Origin of the sequence: Streptomyces sp. NPDC057010 (assembly GCF_042673805.1) — a bacterium.
Classification (GTDB): domain Bacteria; phylum Actinomycetota; class Actinomycetes; order Streptomycetales; family Streptomycetaceae; genus Streptomyces.
Window position 1 is genome coordinate 93,531 of the sequence record NZ_JBHUSC010000002.1, and the last position, 14,795, is coordinate 108,325.

At 72.0% G+C, this 14,795-nt stretch carries 15 protein-coding genes; 6 read left to right on the plus strand and 9 right to left on the minus strand.

The window, feature by feature from the left end:
* Positions 1-26 precede the first annotated feature (26 nt).
* The gene (locus ACFTXQ_RS02960) at positions 27-1,091 is read left to right on the plus strand and encodes an AI-2E family transporter (RefSeq protein ID WP_382635276.1); all 1,065 of its coding nucleotides are present in this window, start codon (positions 27-29) and stop codon (positions 1,089-1,091) included.
* A gap of 19 nt (positions 1,092-1,110) precedes the next feature.
* On the opposite strand, the gene ACFTXQ_RS02965 is transcribed toward ACFTXQ_RS02960, so the two are convergent.
* The 4 genes from ACFTXQ_RS02965 to ACFTXQ_RS02980 form a co-directional block, all read right to left on the minus strand.
* Entirely contained in the window at positions 1,111-2,106 is a 996-nt protein-coding gene (locus tag ACFTXQ_RS02965) for a pirin family protein (RefSeq protein WP_382635278.1), read from the minus strand.
* 117 nt (positions 2,107-2,223) lie between these two features.
* Positions 2,224-2,601, minus strand: coding sequence for a hypothetical protein (locus ACFTXQ_RS02970; RefSeq protein WP_382635280.1), 378 nt, complete (start codon positions 2,599-2,601; stop codon positions 2,224-2,226).
* Between the two features lie 126 nt (positions 2,602-2,727).
* On the minus strand, positions 2,728-3,690 hold the full coding sequence (locus ACFTXQ_RS02975) for a helix-turn-helix domain-containing protein (RefSeq protein WP_382635281.1): 963 nt from the start codon (positions 3,688-3,690) through the stop codon (positions 2,728-2,730).
* Between the two features lie 55 nt (positions 3,691-3,745).
* Positions 3,746-4,204, minus strand: a complete 459-nt coding sequence (locus ACFTXQ_RS02980) for an SseB family protein (protein WP_382635282.1) — start codon at positions 4,202-4,204, stop codon at positions 3,746-3,748.
* Positions 4,205-4,377: 173 nt separating this feature from the next.
* Between ACFTXQ_RS02980 and ACFTXQ_RS02985 the strand changes: the two genes are divergently transcribed.
* From ACFTXQ_RS02985 to ACFTXQ_RS03000, 4 genes are all read left to right on the plus strand, one after another.
* On the plus strand, positions 4,378-6,204 hold the full coding sequence (locus ACFTXQ_RS02985; RefSeq protein WP_382635771.1) for an acyl-CoA dehydrogenase: 1,827 nt from the start codon (positions 4,378-4,380) through the stop codon (positions 6,202-6,204).
* 134 nt (positions 6,205-6,338) lie between these two features.
* Positions 6,339-7,067 carry a hypothetical protein gene (locus ACFTXQ_RS02990; protein ID WP_382635283.1) on the plus strand — a complete coding sequence of 243 codons (729 nt, stop codon included), beginning with the start codon at positions 6,339-6,341 and terminating at the stop codon, positions 7,065-7,067.
* A gap of 100 nt (positions 7,068-7,167) precedes the next feature.
* A complete protein-coding gene (locus tag ACFTXQ_RS02995; protein WP_382635285.1) occupies positions 7,168-8,460 on the plus strand; it encodes a M18 family aminopeptidase in 1,293 nt (430 codons plus the stop codon).
* Positions 8,460-9,014: a DUF6434 domain-containing protein gene (locus ACFTXQ_RS03000; protein ID WP_382635286.1), complete on the plus strand. Its 555-nt coding sequence runs from the start codon at positions 8,460-8,462 to the stop codon at positions 9,012-9,014. The genes ACFTXQ_RS02995 and ACFTXQ_RS03000 overlap by 1 nt, the downstream gene beginning before the upstream one ends.
* Here the strand turns inward: ACFTXQ_RS03000 and ACFTXQ_RS03005 are convergent.
* From ACFTXQ_RS03005 to ACFTXQ_RS03020, 4 genes are all read right to left on the minus strand, one after another.
* Positions 9,011-10,825 (minus strand): NHL domain-containing thioredoxin family protein, encoded by a 1,815-nt coding sequence (locus ACFTXQ_RS03005; RefSeq protein WP_382635288.1) that lies wholly within the window; start codon positions 10,823-10,825, stop codon positions 9,011-9,013. The two genes, ACFTXQ_RS03000 and ACFTXQ_RS03005, sit on opposite strands and share 4 nt — an antisense overlap.
* Before the next feature lie 61 nt (positions 10,826-10,886).
* The gene (locus ACFTXQ_RS03010) at positions 10,887-11,741 is read right to left on the minus strand and encodes a hypothetical protein (RefSeq protein ID WP_382635290.1); all 855 of its coding nucleotides are present in this window, start codon (positions 11,739-11,741) and stop codon (positions 10,887-10,889) included.
* Positions 11,742-11,866: 125 nt separating this feature from the next.
* The gene (locus ACFTXQ_RS03015; protein WP_382635292.1) at positions 11,867-12,388 is read right to left on the minus strand and encodes a DUF4240 domain-containing protein; all 522 of its coding nucleotides are present in this window, start codon (positions 12,386-12,388) and stop codon (positions 11,867-11,869) included.
* Between the two features lie 28 nt (positions 12,389-12,416).
* The gene (locus tag ACFTXQ_RS03020) at positions 12,417-13,220 is read right to left on the minus strand and encodes a hypothetical protein (protein WP_382635294.1); all 804 of its coding nucleotides are present in this window, start codon (positions 13,218-13,220) and stop codon (positions 12,417-12,419) included.
* 32 nt (positions 13,221-13,252) lie between these two features.
* Here ACFTXQ_RS03020 and ACFTXQ_RS03025 point away from each other — a divergent pair, with 32 nt between their 5' ends.
* Positions 13,253-13,747 carry an LURP-one-related/scramblase family protein gene (locus ACFTXQ_RS03025; RefSeq protein ID WP_382635296.1) on the plus strand — a complete coding sequence of 165 codons (495 nt, stop codon included), beginning with the start codon at positions 13,253-13,255 and terminating at the stop codon, positions 13,745-13,747.
* A 122-nt stretch (positions 13,748-13,869) separates the two neighbouring features.
* Here ACFTXQ_RS03025 and ACFTXQ_RS03030 read toward each other — a convergent pair whose 3' ends face one another.
* Complete coding sequence (locus tag ACFTXQ_RS03030) at positions 13,870-14,664, minus strand: carbon-nitrogen family hydrolase (RefSeq protein WP_382635297.1); 795 nt, start codon at positions 14,662-14,664, stop codon at positions 13,870-13,872.
* Between the last annotated feature and the right edge of the window lie 131 nt (positions 14,665-14,795).

Below are 14,795 nucleotides of genomic sequence, written 5' to 3' on the forward strand. Positions count from 1 at the left end.
CGCGGGCCGCGTGGTTGGATGGCCGCATGCCGAACTACCCGCTTCCCGAGCCCGTGCGCCGGCTGGCCGCCTGGTGCGTCGTCTTCCTGCTGGTCACCGGGGTGGTCGCGGTGCTGGTCTGGCTGTGCGCCACCTTCAAGACCGCCGTCACGCCCGTTCTGCTCGCCCTGCTGGGGACGGCCCTCCTCGGGCCCATGCACCGGCGCCTGATCCGCATGAGGGTGAACCGCTCCGTCGCCGCCGCGCTCACCTGCCTCGCCGTCGTGGCGGTCGTCGGCGGGGCCTCGTACGTCGTCGTCGCCGCGCTCATCGACACCGGCGACCAGATCGTCGCCTCCCTCAAGCGGGCCGGGCAGGACCTCGCCGAGCACTTCGGGGCGGCCGGCACCTCCCTGGAGGACCTCGCCGCCAACGCCAAGGAGCTGCTGGCCAAGTTCGGCGGCACGGCCGCCTCCGGCGTCATCACCGGCCTCAGCGTGGTCGGCGAGATGATCGCCACCGCCGTCCTCGCGCTGCTGCTGATCTTCTTCTTCCTGCGGGACTCCGACCGCGCCGCCGGCACCCTGCGCTCGCTCGCGCCGCAGGCCACCGGGGACGCCCTGGAGGCCATGGCCCGCCGCGCCTTCGAGGCCGTCGAGGGGTTCATGCGCGGCACCACCTTCATCGCCGCCATCGACGCCGTCTGCATCACCATCGGCCTGCTGGTGCTGCGCGTGCCCGGCGCGGTCGGGCTCGGCGCGCTCGTCTTCGTCGGCGCCTACATCCCGTACCTCGGCGCCTTCATCTCCGGCGCCGTCGCCGTCCTCGTCGCCTTCGCCGACCGCGGCTGGGCCATCGGGCTGTGGGCGCTGGGCGTGGTGCTCGCCGTACAGGTGCTGGAGGGGCACGTGCTCCAGCCGATGATCCAGAGCCGGACCGTGCAGATGCACCCGGCCGTGGTCATGCTGGCCATCACCGCCGGGGCCGGGGTCGCCGGGATCCTGGGGATGCTGCTGGCCGTGCCGCTGACCGCCGCGGCCTTCGGCATCGTGTCGGAGCTGCGGATGCGGTACGCCGCCCAAGCGGGGCCCGGGCCCGTGGGCCCCGCCTAGAGCGTCCTCGCCGTGGCCGTCAGTCCTCGTCGGCCTCGCCCGTGCCCCGGTGGCCCAGGCCGGTCCGCGCGGTCGTCGGGATGGTGCCCAGCCGGCCCGCCTGGAAGTCGTCGAAGGCCTGCTGGAGCTCGTGCCGGCTGTTCATGACGAACGGCCCGTAGTGCGCCATCGGCTCCCGGATCGGGCGGCCGCCGAGGAGCACGACCTCCAGGTCCGGGGCGTTGGAGTCCTGGGACTCGTCCGCCCGCAGCGTGATCGAGCCGCCCTCGCCGAAGACGGCCGTCTGCCCGGTGTGGATGGGCCGGCGGTCCGCGCCGACCGAGCCGCGGCCGGCCAGTACGTACGCGAGGGCGTTGAAGTCCTCGCGCCACGGCAGGGTGATCTGCGCACCCGGGGTGACGGTCGCGTGGATCATCGTGATCGGGGTGTGGGTGATGCCCGGGCCCTGGTGCCCGTCCAGCTCGCCGGCGATCACGCGGAGCAGGGAGCCGCCGTCCGGGGTGGACAGCAGCTGGACCTGGCCGCCGCCGATGTCCTGGTAGCGCGGGGGCATCATCTTGTCGGACGCCGGGAGGTTCACCCACAGCTGCAGGCCGTGGAAGAGCCCGCCGGACACGACGAGGGCCTCCGGCGGGGCCTCGATGTGCAGGAGGCCCGAACCGGCGGTCATCCACTGGGTGTCACCGCCGTTGATGACTCCGCCGCCGCCGTTGCTGTCCTGGTGGACGAAGGTTCCGTCGATCAGGTACGTGACGGTCTCGAAGCCGCGGTGGGGGTGCCAGGGGGTGCCCTTGGGCTCGCCCGGCGCGTACTCCACCTCGCCCATCTGGTCCATCATGATGAACGGGTCGAGGTACTGGTAGTTGATCCCCGCGAACGCGCGGCGCACCGGGAATCCCTCGCCCTCGAACCCACCGGGAGCGGTGGTGACGGCCAGCACCTTGCGCGGCACGGCCGCCTGCGGCTCCGCCACGCGGGGGAGCGCCAACGGGTTCTCAACAGTCACTGCGGGCATGGTCAGGACCTCCTTCTGCTCCGAGTTTAGTTGAAACTCGAACTTTCTGCCACACCGCACAGAACAGAAGGGGCCCCGGGAGAATTCCCCCGGGGCCCCGATGTGCCTGATCTGCGGTTACGGCGTGACGACGACCGAGTTGATCGGCGTGAGGTCCACCCACCACAGGTCGTCCTGGTTCATCGTGTAACAGGTCCCCGTGCCGTTCCAGCCGGTGCAGAGCTTGAACTTCCAGCCCTCGGTCTGGTTGTTCTTCACGTAGTGCCAGTTCACCTGGCCGCTCAGGTTGTAGGCCCCCCGGTTCCGGTACTGGTGGGTGGGGCCGGTACCGAGGGCGGCGCCCGCTCCCCATATGCACGCGTTGCCGGACCGGCAGCCGTAGAAGTCCTGGTCCGACGCGGACGCCGGCGAGGCCGCCAGGACCCCCGTGCCCAGCGCCATCACCCCCGTGGCCGCGACCGCCGCGAGCTTCGTGCGCATCGACGTACGTGACATCGCAGTCTCCCTCTCAGTAGGAGCGGGCTTCCCCCCGCACCACCGATACTCGGCAGCCGCCGGCACGGGCGCGATGCTTTCGGTCGTCGCCGAAACGTTCGGCCGCCGGGGCAGCCGCCGGAACGTTCAGCCGCCGCTGTGCAGCAGGTCCACGCCCAGCCCCGTCACCGAGTGCAGGACCGCCTTGCCGTCCCGCCGGGTGGTGATCAGGCCGGCCGCGCGCAGCGTGCGGGTGTGCTCCGAGACCGACGGGAGGCTGATGTCGAGGTCCCGGGCCAGCTCGCTGGTGGTGCGCTGCTGGACCAGCAGCTGGAGCACGGCCGCCCGGGTGCGGCCGAGCAGCGCGTCGAGCGGACCCTCCGCCGGGCTCCGGGTGACCAGCGGGAGCGGGGTCAGCGCCGGGTACATCAGCAGGTACGCGCCCGCCGTCCCCTCCGGACCCTCCGCCACCAGCGGGCGGCCGGTCCAGAACGGCGAGGGCATCAGCGTCAGCCCGCGCCCGCCGAGCCGGACCTCGTAGTCGGGCTTCACGTCGACCTCGAAGGCGCTCCCCGACCAGGCCGCCGCCGGGTGCGTGCTCGCCAGGCACGCCTTGATGCCGTGGGCGGCCAGCAGCCGGGCGCGCCACGCCACGTCGGCCTGGAAGGACTGCCGGATGCGCGGCCACTCCGGGGCGGCGAGCACCTCGTACGCGGACCGGATCGCGCCGTCGAGCTGGTCCCACGCCTCGCGGTCCTGCCTCCACAGCGCGCGCAGCCAGGAGGCGGAGCCGGGGGCCCTGGCGGCGGTGCGCCCCAGCTGCTCGGGAGTGAGCAGCGGGCCCGCCTCCCGTACGGCGGCCAGCCCCTCCTCCAGGGTGCGCGAGTAGGGCTCCACGAACTGCGGGTTGTCCCCGTCCGGGCGCAGCAGGTCCAGCAGCGGCCGCACGCGGGCGCCCGGCAGCTCCCGGGCCGCGTGACCGCGCCAGCGGCCGAAAATCGCCTGCTCGTCCCGGCGCTGGCTGGCGACGAGGGCCATGGCCAGCTCCACCAACGGCAGCGGCTCGCTCGCGAAGGTGACGTTCAACAGGTCCTCGGTCGTGAAGTGCACCCTCAGCATCTCGACCGCCCCCCGTCGGATCCCCCGTCAGACCTCGGCCGGAGGCTCAGCCGTACATGCGGCGCATCGCGAAGTCGACCATCTGCTCGACCGCCTTCGCGTCGAAGACCATCCGGTGGTCGCCCTCCATGTCGAGGACGAACCCGTACCCGGTCGGCAGCAGGTCGATCACCTCCGCGCCGGTGATCACGAAGTACTTGGACTCCTTGCCGGCGTACCGGCGCAGCTCCTTGAGCGTGGTGAACATGGGGATGACCGGCTGCTGCGTGTTGTGCAGCGCCAGGAAGCCCGGGGTGTCGCCGCGCGGGCAGTAGACCTTCGAGGTGGCGAAGATCTGCTGGAAGTCCTCGGCGGACAGGGAGCCGGTGGTGAAGGCCCGTACCGCGTCGGCGAGCGACGGCGGCGAGGGCTCGGGGTAGAGCGGCTGCTCGCCGTACCCGCCGCCCATCTGCTGCGGGGGCGCGTACTGCTGCCCTGCGCTCACGTTCTGGTCGTAGCCGTACATGGGGCGAAGCCTACCGACCGGCCCCCGCCCCCAGAGCCGCAATCCCGCCACGCTTGACGCTGGTCACAGTCGGCGGAAGGGGTTGCGTCTTATTACCCGTGGGTAGCATCATGACATTACCGATTGGTATGTACGAGGAACCTGTCTCCCCGAGCCTTAACGGAGCCGTCGCCATGGGGCACTACAAGTCGAATCTCCGCGACATCGAGTTCAACCTCTTCGAGGTGCTCGGCCGCGACAAGCTGTACGGCACCGGTCCGTTCGAGGAGATGGACACCGAGACCGCCAAGAGCGTCCTGTCCGAGCTCGCGCGGCTCGCCGAGAACGAGCTGGCCGACTCCTTCGCGGACGCCGACCGCAACCCGCCGGTCTTCGACCCGGCCACCAACACCGCGCCGGTCCCGGCCTCCTTCAAGAAGAGCTACGAAGCCTTCATGGACTCGGAGTACTGGCGCCTGGGCCTGCCCGAGGAGATCGGCGGCACCACCTCGCCCCGCTCCCTGATCTGGGCCTACGCGGAGCTGCTGCTCGGCTCGAACCCGGCCATCTGGATGTACTCCTCAGGCCCGGCGTTCGCCGGCATCCTCCACGAGGAGGGCAACGAGGCGCAGAAGAAGATCGCGCAGATCGCCGTCGAGAAGCGCTGGGGCTCCACCATGGTCCTCACCGAGCCGGACGCCGGCTCGGACGTCGGCGCCGGCCGCACCAAGGCCGTCCAGCAGGAGGACGGCTCCTGGCACATCGAGGGCGTCAAGCGCTTCATCACGTCCGGTGAGCACGACATGGAGGAGAACATCCTCCACTACGTCCTCGCGCGCCCCGAGGGCCACGGCCCGGGCACCAAGGGCCTCTCGCTCTTCCTCGTGCCCAAGTTCCACTTCGACTGGGAGACCGGCGAGCTGGGCGAGCGCAACGGCGTCTACGCCACCAACGTCGAGCACAAGATGGGCCTCAAGGCCTCCAACACGTGCGAGATGACCTTCGGCGACCAGCACCCCGCCAAGGGCTGGCTGATCGGCGACAAGCACGACGGCATCCGCCAGATGTTCATGATCATCGAGTTCGCGCGCATGATGGTCGGCACGAAGGCCATCGCCACGCTCTCGACGGGCTACCTGAACGCGCTGGAGTACGCCAAGGAGCGCGTGCAGGGCCCGGACCTGGCGAACTTCATGGACAAGACCGCGCCCAAGGTCACCATCACGCACCACCCCGACGTGCGCCGCTCCCTCATGACGCAGAAGGCGTACGCCGAGGGCATGCGCGCCCTCGTCCTCTACACCGCCTCCGTCCAGGACGCGATCCAGGTCAAGCAGGCCGCCGGCGAGGACGCCTCCGCCGAGATCGGCCTGAACGACCTGCTCCTGCCGATCGTCAAGGGCTACGGCTCGGAGCGGTCGTACGAGCAGCTCGCCCAGTCCCTGCAGACCTTCGGCGGCTCCGGCTACCTGCAGGAGTACCCGATCGAGCAGTACATCCGCGACGCCAAGATCGACACCCTCTACGAGGGCACCACGGCCATCCAGGGCCAGGACTTCTTCTTCCGGAAGATCGTCCGCGACCAGGGCGCCTCCCTGAACGTCCTCTCCGAGACGATCAAGAAGTTCCTGGCCGAGGGCCCCGGCGGCGAGGACCTCGCCCCGGCGCGCGACGCGCTCGCCAAGGCCGCCGTCGACCTGGAGGCCATCGTCGGCCAGATGATCGTCGACCTCACCGCCACCGGCGAGGACGTCAAGAACATCTACAAGGTCGGCCAGAACACCACCCGCCTGCTGATGGCCTCCGGTGACGTGGTCGTCGGATACCTGCTGCTCAAGGGCGCTGCCGTCGCCGCCGAGAAGCTCGCGGGCGCCTCCGCCAAGGACGTGGCCTTCTACACCGGCAAGATCGCCGCCGCGAAGTTCTTCGCCGCGCAGGTCCTGCCGGGCGTCTCGGTCCAGCGCGCGCTGGCCGAGAGCGTCGACAACTCCCTCATGGAGCTCGACGAGGCCGCCTTCTAAAGCCGTACGCGGTGTACGAACCGACGGCCGGGCCCTCCCGCACGGGGGCCCGGCCGCCGGTGCGTGCGGGCGGCCACAGGGCCCTGTCCTGCGGTTTTCCCCCGATGTCAGTCGTTCATGGGACGCTCGTACGCATGAGTCCACAGGATCAGCACGGCAGCAGGGGGTACTCCGTCCCCACCGGGCGCCCGTACGCCCTCAAGGAGCTGCAGGCGAGCCTGGGCAGCCTCGGCGACCACCTGCGCGAGCTGTACGACGGCGCCCACCCCGCCGAGTACGACAGCATCGCCGACGCGCTGTACGTGGCCTTCCAGACGGCCGCCGGACTGGCCCCCGCCAAGAGCTACACCGGCTGCCCCGAACACCCCAACGGCGCCCTCGACCCCGAAGCCCCCGAAGGCTGGGGCCGCTGCCTCATCTGCAACGACCGCCGCCGCCTCGGACTGCGCCGGCACGGCGGCCCGGCCGCCGGCCCCGCCGGGGAGCAGCGCCGCCTCGGCTACCCGGTGCCGGAAGGCCCGTACACGCTCCAGCTGCTGCACACGTACCTGCGCACCGTCGAGGACCAGCGCTTCCACCTGGGCCTGTCCTCGCCCGCGGAGGACTTCGTCCGCATCGCCGACGACCTGCACCGCGCCTTCATCGTCGCCCGCGAACTGTCCCGCCCCCGCAACGCCTCCGGCTGCTCCGAGCACCCCGGAGCCCCCATCGACCCCGACGCACCCCCCGGCGAGGCCTGTATCTTCTGCGCCGGACGCAAGAGACGCGCGCAGCGCTCCGCGCAGACCCCGGAGATGCTCCCGCGCATCCGCCGGGGCGAGCGCAGGCAGCTGCACCGCCGATTCGAGCGCCCGCCGGGCTGAGGATCGACGGGACCGCCGAACCCCAGGCGCGGCACCGGTCCTCCCGGCTATCCGCCGCAGTCCGGCCATGGCGAACACGACCGTCGTTAAGGTGAACCACATGAGCTCTCCCGCCCGCTTCGACCGCGGCCACACCGACGATCTGATGACCTTCCTGACGGCCAGTCCGTCGCCGTACCACGCCGTGGCCAACGCGGCCGAGCGGCTGGAAAAGGCAGGCTTCAGGCAGTTGTCGGAAACGGACGCCTGGGATGCGGGCACCGGGGGCAAGTTCGTGCTCCGCGGCGGCGCGCTCATCGCCTGGTACGTCCCCGAAGGCGCGGCGGCGCACACCCCGTTCCGGATCGTCGGCGCCCACACCGACTCCCCCAACCTGCGGGTCAAGCCGCTCCCGGACACCGGCTCCCAGGGCTGGCGGCAGATCGCCGTCGAGATCTACGGCGGAACCCTGCTCAACACCTGGCTCGACCGCGACCTCGGCCTGGCCGGGCGGCTGACCCTGCGCGACGGCACCGAACGCCTGGTGAATGTGGACCGTGCCCTGCTGCGCGTCCCCCAACTGGCCGTGCACCTGGACCGGTCGGTGAACACCGACGGCCTCAAGCTCGACAAGCAGCGCCACATGCAGCCGATCTGGGGCCTGGGCGAGGTCCAGGAAGGCGACCTGATCGCCTTCCTCGAAGAGGAAGAGGGCCTGCCGCAGGGCTCGGTGGCCGGCTGGGACCTGATGGTCCACTCGATCGAACCCGCCGCCTACCTCGGCCGCGACCGCGAACTGCTGGCCGGCCCGCGCATGGACAACCTGCTGTCGGTGCACGCGGGCGTCGCGGCGCTCGCCGCCGTCTCCTCCGCCGGGAAGCTCGACCACATCCCCGTACTGGCGGCCTTCGACCACGAGGAGAACGGCTCCCAGTCGGACACCGGCGCGGACGGCCCGCTGCTGGGGAACGTGCTGGAACGTTCAGTCTTCTCGCGCGGCGGCTCGTACGAGGACAAGGCCCGCGCCTTCGCCGGCACCATCTGCCTGTCCTCGGACACCGGCCACGCCGTGCACCCCAACTACGCGGAACGGCACGACCCCTCACACCACCCCCGCGCCAACGGCGGCCCGATCCTGAAGGTCAACGTCAACCAGCGCTACGCGACGGACGGCAGCGGCCGCGCGGTGTTCGCGAGCGCCTGCGAGCGGGCCGGCGTGCCGTGGCAGACCTTCGTCTCCAACAACTCCATGCCGTGCGGCACCACGATCGGCCCGATCACCGCCGCCCGCCACGGCATCCAGACCGTGGACATCGGCGTCGCGATCCTCTCGATGCACAGCGCCCGCGAACTGTGCGGCGCCGACGACCCCTACCTCCTGGCCAACGCCCTGGTGGCCTTCCTGGAGGGCTGATGCCCACCCCCGCCGACGCCCGGCCCGCACCGGGCCCCGGCCTGTCGGGCGCGGAGCTGCTCCGCTGGTACTGGACCCTGGCGGAACTCACCGCCCTGGCCAGGGAGACGGGCGTACCCGCCGGCGGCGGCAAGGCGGCGCTGACCGAGCGCCTCGCCGCGGCCCTCGACGGCCGTCCGCTGCCGCCCCCGCCGGCCCGGCGCCGGCCGGGCGGCGCCGGGCAGCTGGCCGCGCCGGTCGACGGGGACAGCGTCATTCCCGAGGGCCAGCGCTGCAGCCAGGTGCTGCGCGCCTGGTTCCGGGAGGAACTGGGCCCGTCCTTCCACTTCGACGCGTTCATGCGGACGTACATCGCCGAGAACGCGGGCCGCACCCTCGCCGACGCCGCACGCCACTGGCGGGAGACGCGGACGGAGGCGGCCCGCCCGCAGGAGATCGGCGCCCAGTTCGAGCTGAACCGCTTCCTGCGGGACTGGCACGCCGCCCACCCGGCGGACAGCCGCGCCGACGCGCTCGCGGCCTGGCACGCCCACCGGGCACGGCCCCGGAGCTAGGCGGTCTCCTCGTCCAGGCCGGCGAGGACGAGCGGGAGCCGCTTCGCCCCGCCGGCGGTGACCTTCACCGGGACTCCCCAGTCCTGCTGGTGGACGTGGCAGGCCGGGTACTCGTTGTCCGGGTCGTCGTCGCAGGACGCCGCCATCGCCGAGACGTGCAGGACGCCCTCGGTGACGTCGTCCGCGAGGACCAGCTCCCGGAAGAGGTCGGTCCCGGGGCCCTCCCCGGCCGCGAGCAGCCCGGGCGGGGTCGAGGAGACCAGCAGGCGCGTCGACGGCCCGTAGCGGGTGTCGAGCTTCTGCCCGCTCGGCGCCCGGAACACCACGTCGAGGCGGAGCGTGCCGGCCGCCACCTCGGTCGCGGCCCGCTGCGTGCGGTGCGCGACCGCGTCGACCCGTACGGCCTCCTCCGGGAGCCGCAGCCGGGTCAGGCGGTGGCGGGCCGACTCGACGACCACGATGTCGTCCCCGGCGAGCACGGCGTCGCTCGGCTCGCGCAGATCGGTGGCCAGCGTCGTCACCTGCCCCGTCGCCGGATCGAACCGGCGCAGCGCGTGGTTGTAGGTGTCGCACACCGCGACCGAGCCGTCGGGCAGGGCGGTGACCCCGAGCGGGTGCTGGAGCAGGGCCTGGCCCGCCTCCCCGTCCCGGTGCCCGAAGTCGAACAGCCCGGTGCCGACGGCCGTGTGCACGACCCCCTCGGTGTCGATCCAGCGCAGCGCCGAGGTCTCCGAGTCGGCGATCCACAGCCGGTCCCCGGCGGCGGCGAGCCCGGAGGGCTGCGCGAACCAGGCCTCGGCGGCCGGCCCGTCGTGCAGGCCCTCGTTGGTCGTACCGGCGGCCACCTCGACGGTGCCGCTCTCGGGGTCGTACGTCCACAGCTGGTGGACGCCGGCCATCGCGATCCACACCCGGCCCTGCCACCAGGCCACGTCCCACGGCGACGACAGGTCCACCTCCAGGGCGGGCCCGGAGGTCGGCGAGCCCTGCCACCACTGCCGCCCGGTCCCGGCGACGTGCTCGATCGCACCGGTGGCGGGGTCGTAGGTGCGCAGCGAGTGGTTGACGGTGTCGGCGACGATCACCTTCCCGTCGGGCAGCAGCGCGAGGCCCTGCGGCTCGCGGAACTCCCCGCTGCCGATCCGCCGCACGACGCTCTCCCCGTCGGCGGCCAGCTCCACGAGCTGGTGCCGCGTCGAGTCCGACACGAGGAGGTTCCCGGAGGGCAGCAGGAGCGCCTTCCCGGGGAACCGCAGATCGGTCGCCACCGGCTCGGGCGCCACGTACGGCCCGTCCCCGCGCCGCAGGGTGCCCTTGGCCTCGTGCTCGGCCTCCAGCTCCTCGACGAGCCGCGCGATGGCGTGCGCGTGCCCCTCGCCGGCGTGCTGCGCCACGATGTACCCCTCGGGGTCGATCACGACGAGCGTGGGCCAGGCCCGTACGGCGTACTGCTTCCAGGTCGCGAGCTCGGGATCGTCCAGCACGGGGTGGTGCACCTCGTACCGCTCGACGGCGTCCACCACGGCGGCGTGGTCGGCCTCGTGCACGAACTTCGGCGAGTGCACGCCGATGATCACGACGGTGTCCCGGTGCTTCTCCTCCAGCTCGCGCAGCTCGTCGAGCACGTGCAGGCAGTTGATGCAGCAGAAGGTCCAAAAATCTACGACAACGCACTTACCTCGCAGGTCGGCGAGGGTGAGCTCTTTACCACCGGTGTTCAGCCAGCCGCCCTTGCCGATCAGCTCGGGGGCACGGACACGGGCACGGCGGGGCGCGGGCGCGGGGGTGGGCGCCGGGGCAGCATCGTTCATCCTTCAAGCTTGCCATCCGCGGATGAACGCCCGGTCACGCCCGTACGAAGCGGGCCGCGGGTCAGCCGCGGGAGTAGGAGCCGATGCCGACCAGGCAGTAGACGTACTGGTTGATGACGGCGCCGTTGAGCGTGTAGCGGTGGGAGAAGGCGTACTCCGTCTTCGGGTAGTCGTCGCAGCGGTTCATGTCGGAGGTCATCGGGATGCTCGCGATCACCCGGTAGTGGGCGTCGGAGGCCGAGCAGGAGACCTCGTCCACGTCGTCGACGCGCTGCGCCGTCTCCGAGTCCGGGAGGGTTCCGTTGAGGCAGGTGCCCTTGTCGTACGGGCTGGGGGCCGGGGCCGCCTCGGTGGTCGCGGGCTGCGTCGCGGCGGGGGTGGAGCGGTACGAGGGGCTGTAGGACGGGGCGCTGTAGGAGGAGCTGTAGGACGGGTACGGGGACGGCGAATACGAGCTTGCCGACGGGCTGGACGTCGAGGAGGCGGAGTTCTTGTGGTCGGTGTCGCCCCCGGAGCCGATCACCACGAGCCCGACGATCACGGCCACGACGAGCCCGACGCCCACCAGGCATCCGGCGGCGCCCTTCTTGGCCGGCTGTCCGGGCTGCGGCGGGCCCGCGGCGCCGGCCGGCGGCCAGCCCGGGACCTGGGACTGCACCTGGGTCTGGGGCTGGGTCTGGCCGAGGAACGGGCTCGGGGTCGGCGCCGGCGCCGGAGCGGACGGGCTGGACGCGCCGGCCACGCGGATCCGTGCCAGCACCTCTTGGCCGCCGACCCGCGCCCGCACCAGTTCGCCGTCCCGCGTCCCGGACGGAATCCGCAGGCGGGCGGGCCCGGTCGGGAGGGTGACGGTCAGGATGACACCGTAGGTGGCCTGATCGGGAGTGATCGTCAAGTCGAGTTCCTGCGACGACACCGGATGCTCCTAGAGGCGTAGGGGGCGCGAGCCGCCGGACGGACCTCCTCGAAGTGTGCCCCTGCCGTCCGGGCTGACGCAGGTATTCCGCCGAGATCGGCAGGCCAACTCCGGGGCCGCAGGCGCTAGTCGAAGAGGGCGCTCAGGCGCGGGAGGCGGGCGGCGGTCTCCTCCGTGTCGTCGAAGTCGAAGTCCCAGGCGGGGTCCAGGGGCGGGTAGCGGATCGTGAAGGAGTCCGCCGGGAGCTCACGGCCCGTCGCGGACTCGTAGGCGCTCCAGGCGATCGAAAGGGCCTCCTCGTCCGCCAGCTCCAGCCCCTCCACCGCGGCCTCGCGGACCGCGGGGAGGTCCGCGAGGGAGTCCGGGTCGGCGAGGGCCGTCTCGAAGGCCGCCCGGCCCTGGGTGAGGAGCCAGCCGCGGAAGTAGTCGAACCCGTCGTCAGAGCAGCCGCCGTTGATCACGTACGCCGCGGCCCAGAGCGGGCTGCGGTAGGACTCCGCCAGCAGGTCCCACACCACCTGCTGGGCCTCGGCTATCTCCGCCTCCGGGCGGTCGGCGAGCAGCTGCGCCGCGCGCTCCGCCACCCGGTCGTCCGCCACCGCCGCGCGGGCCGTCTCGATCAGCTTCCAGAAGGTCTGCTTGTCCATGCCGGGAGCCTCGCACCCGGGTCTGACATCAGGACAGGAAGCTGTGGAGGGAGCCCGTGAGCGCGGTGACGAACGCGTCCTGGGTCTGCGTCGGGAGGAGGTCCAGGGAGAGGTAGGGGTTCAGGTCCTCCAGCTCGACGAGGAGCAGTTCGCCCGAGGGCGCCCGGCAGGCGTCCACGCGCTGGATGCCGTGGCGCAGGGTGTTCCACGCGATGAAGGTGCGGGCGAAGTCCAGGTCCGCGGCGGTCGGTTCGTAGGGCCGCAGCTCCCAGCGGCGGGCCGGGTCGGGGGCATGGAGCGCGTACTGGAAGGCGTCGTCGACGAAGTAGAAGGACACCTCGTACGCGAAGTCGATGCGCGGCTGGATGAGGACCTCCCCGGCCGGGCCGGTCGGGGTCGCGGTGAAGGTGAGGCCGATGGAGTCCGCGCCCTGCTTGGGCTTGACCGCGTAGGAGGGGACCTGCGGCAGCTCCGCGAGCCGGGCCGGGTCGTCGACGGTCGGGATGACCGGGTAGCCGGCGGCCGTCAGGTCGAGGAGGTACTGCTTGCCCGCCATGTCGCCGCGCCCGGTGAGCGGGTTGTAGACGCGGGTCCCGGCGGCGAGCGCGGCGGCGCGGAAGGAGTCGTACGCCTCCTGGTAGTGCAGGACCGGGCCGCTGTTGCGGACGACGACGGCGTCGAAGCCGCTGCCCAGGAGGGCTTCGGCGTCCCGCGGATGGCACAGGGCGAGCGCGAAGTGCTCCCGCAGGCGGGAGGTGAGGAATATGTCCTCGTCGCAGTACCGGCGGCCGCGCGCCGGGTACGCCAGGTCGGTCACGTAGAGCAGAGGCATGCCGCAAACCTATCGCGGGCACGGATCAGCGCATGAAATACCTCGTACGGGACAAACTGCTGGCCGTCGGCGACGACTACTGGATCGAGGACGAGGACGGCCGCCATGCCTTCCTCGTCGACGGGAAGGCGCTCCGGCTCCGGGACACGCTGGAACTCAAGGATCCGGACGGGCGGATCCTGATCACCCTGCGGGAGAAACTGTTCGGCTTCCGCGACGCGATGACGCTGGAGCGGGACGAGCGGCGGCTCGCGGTGATCCGCCGCAAGCGGCTGTCGCTCCTGCGCAACCACTTCCGGGTCACCCTGGTCGAGGGCACCGAACTCGACGTCAGCGGGCGGATCCTGGACCGGGAGTTCAAGGTCGAGTACGAGGACGAGCTGCTCGCGCTGATCTCGCGCCAGTGGTACCGGATCCGCGAGACGTACGCGGTGGACGTGGTCCGGGAGGACGCGGACGCGGCGCTGCTGATCGCGGTCGCGGTGTGCGTGATCCGGATGGCGGAGAAGGAGCGCGGGGACGGCTGACGGCAGGAGCGCCCGGGGCGGCGGGGGCGGCGGCGGGCTCGTCCAACGCCGAAGGGGCGGAACGGCCGGCGCTCCGCCCCGCGCCCCGCACCCCGCGCCTCACACGCCGGGTTGCGGCCCCGTTACCGGGTCGGGGGGCGCAGGCCCAGGACGCGGTCCTTGAGGGCCGGGAACTGGTCGCGGGTGTCGGTGACCTTCGCCGGGTCGAGGTCGACCGTCAGGACGGCCTCGCCGGGGCCCGCCTCCGCCAGGACCTCGCCCCAGGGGTCCACCACCAGGCTGTGTCCCGCCTGCTCGACGCCCGCGTGGGTGCCGGCCAGCCCGCAGGCGAGGACGTAGGACTGGTCCTCGACGGCGCGCGCCCGGTTGAGCAGGGTCCAGTGCGCGCGGCGCCGCGCGGGCCAGCCGGCGGCGACGACCATCGTGGTGGCCCCGGCGTCGACGAGCCCGCGGAACAGCTCGGGGAAGCGCAGGTCGTAGCAGGTGGTGATGCCGAGGGTCTGCTCCGGCAGTTCCACGGTGGTCAGGGTGTCGCCCGCGGCCATGAGCACGGCCTCGCCCTGGTCGAAGCCGAAGCGGTGGATCTTGCGGTAGGTGGCGGCCAGCTCTCCCGCCGGGGAGAGGACGAGGGTGGTGTTGTAGAGCGAGCCGTCGCCCGCGCGCTCCACGACCGAGCCGGCGTGCAGCCAGACGCCGGCGTCGCTCGCGGCCTTGGACATGGCCTCGTAGGTCGGGCCGTCGAGCGGCTCCGCCTCCGTCTCGAACTGTTCGTAGGCGAAGGCCCCGACCGTCCACAGTTCGGGCAGTACGACGAGGTCGGAGCCGGCCTGCTCCCGTACGAGATCGGCCGCACGGGCCCGTCGGGAAGACACCGACTCGCCCTCATTCACTGCGATTTGGATCAGCGAGGCGCGCACACTACCACCGTCCTGGCGTTCAAGCCGTCAACTCGGGCCTACGATCGTCACACGAAAGCACTGCCGGGGTGCTCACCGGCAGCGTAGTTTTGGAATCCGAGTCTCCGAAGTCCAGAGCTTCCAGAACGCGC

Coding starts and splice junctions, on each gene's coding strand:
- ACFTXQ_RS02990 (WP_382635283.1), top strand. CDS start 6,339: ATGAGTCCACAGGATCAGCACGGCAGCAGGGGGTACTCCGTCCCCACC.
- ACFTXQ_RS03015 (WP_382635292.1), bottom strand. CDS start 12,388: ATGGACAAGCAGACCTTCTGGAAGCTGATCGAGACGGCCCGCGCGGCG.
- ACFTXQ_RS03020 (WP_382635294.1), bottom strand. CDS start 13,220: ATGCCTCTGCTCTACGTGACCGACCTGGCGTACCCGGCGCGCGGCCGC.
- ACFTXQ_RS02995 (WP_382635285.1), top strand. CDS start 7,168: ATGAGCTCTCCCGCCCGCTTCGACCGCGGCCACACCGACGATCTGATG.
- ACFTXQ_RS02970 (WP_382635280.1), bottom strand. CDS start 2,601: ATGTCACGTACGTCGATGCGCACGAAGCTCGCGGCGGTCGCGGCCACG.
- ACFTXQ_RS02980 (WP_382635282.1), bottom strand. CDS start 4,204: ATGTACGGCTACGACCAGAACGTGAGCGCAGGGCAGCAGTACGCGCCC.
- ACFTXQ_RS02960 (WP_382635276.1), top strand. CDS start 27: ATGCCGAACTACCCGCTTCCCGAGCCCGTGCGCCGGCTGGCCGCCTGG.
- ACFTXQ_RS02985 (WP_382635771.1), top strand. CDS start 4,378: ATGGGGCACTACAAGTCGAATCTCCGCGACATCGAGTTCAACCTCTTC.
- ACFTXQ_RS03005 (WP_382635288.1), bottom strand. CDS start 10,825: ATGAACGATGCTGCCCCGGCGCCCACCCCCGCGCCCGCGCCCCGCCGT.
- ACFTXQ_RS03025 (WP_382635296.1), top strand. CDS start 13,253: ATGAAATACCTCGTACGGGACAAACTGCTGGCCGTCGGCGACGACTAC.
- ACFTXQ_RS02965 (WP_382635278.1), bottom strand. CDS start 2,106: ATGCCCGCAGTGACTGTTGAGAACCCGTTGGCGCTCCCCCGCGTGGCG.
- ACFTXQ_RS03000 (WP_382635286.1), top strand. CDS start 8,460: ATGCCCACCCCCGCCGACGCCCGGCCCGCACCGGGCCCCGGCCTGTCG.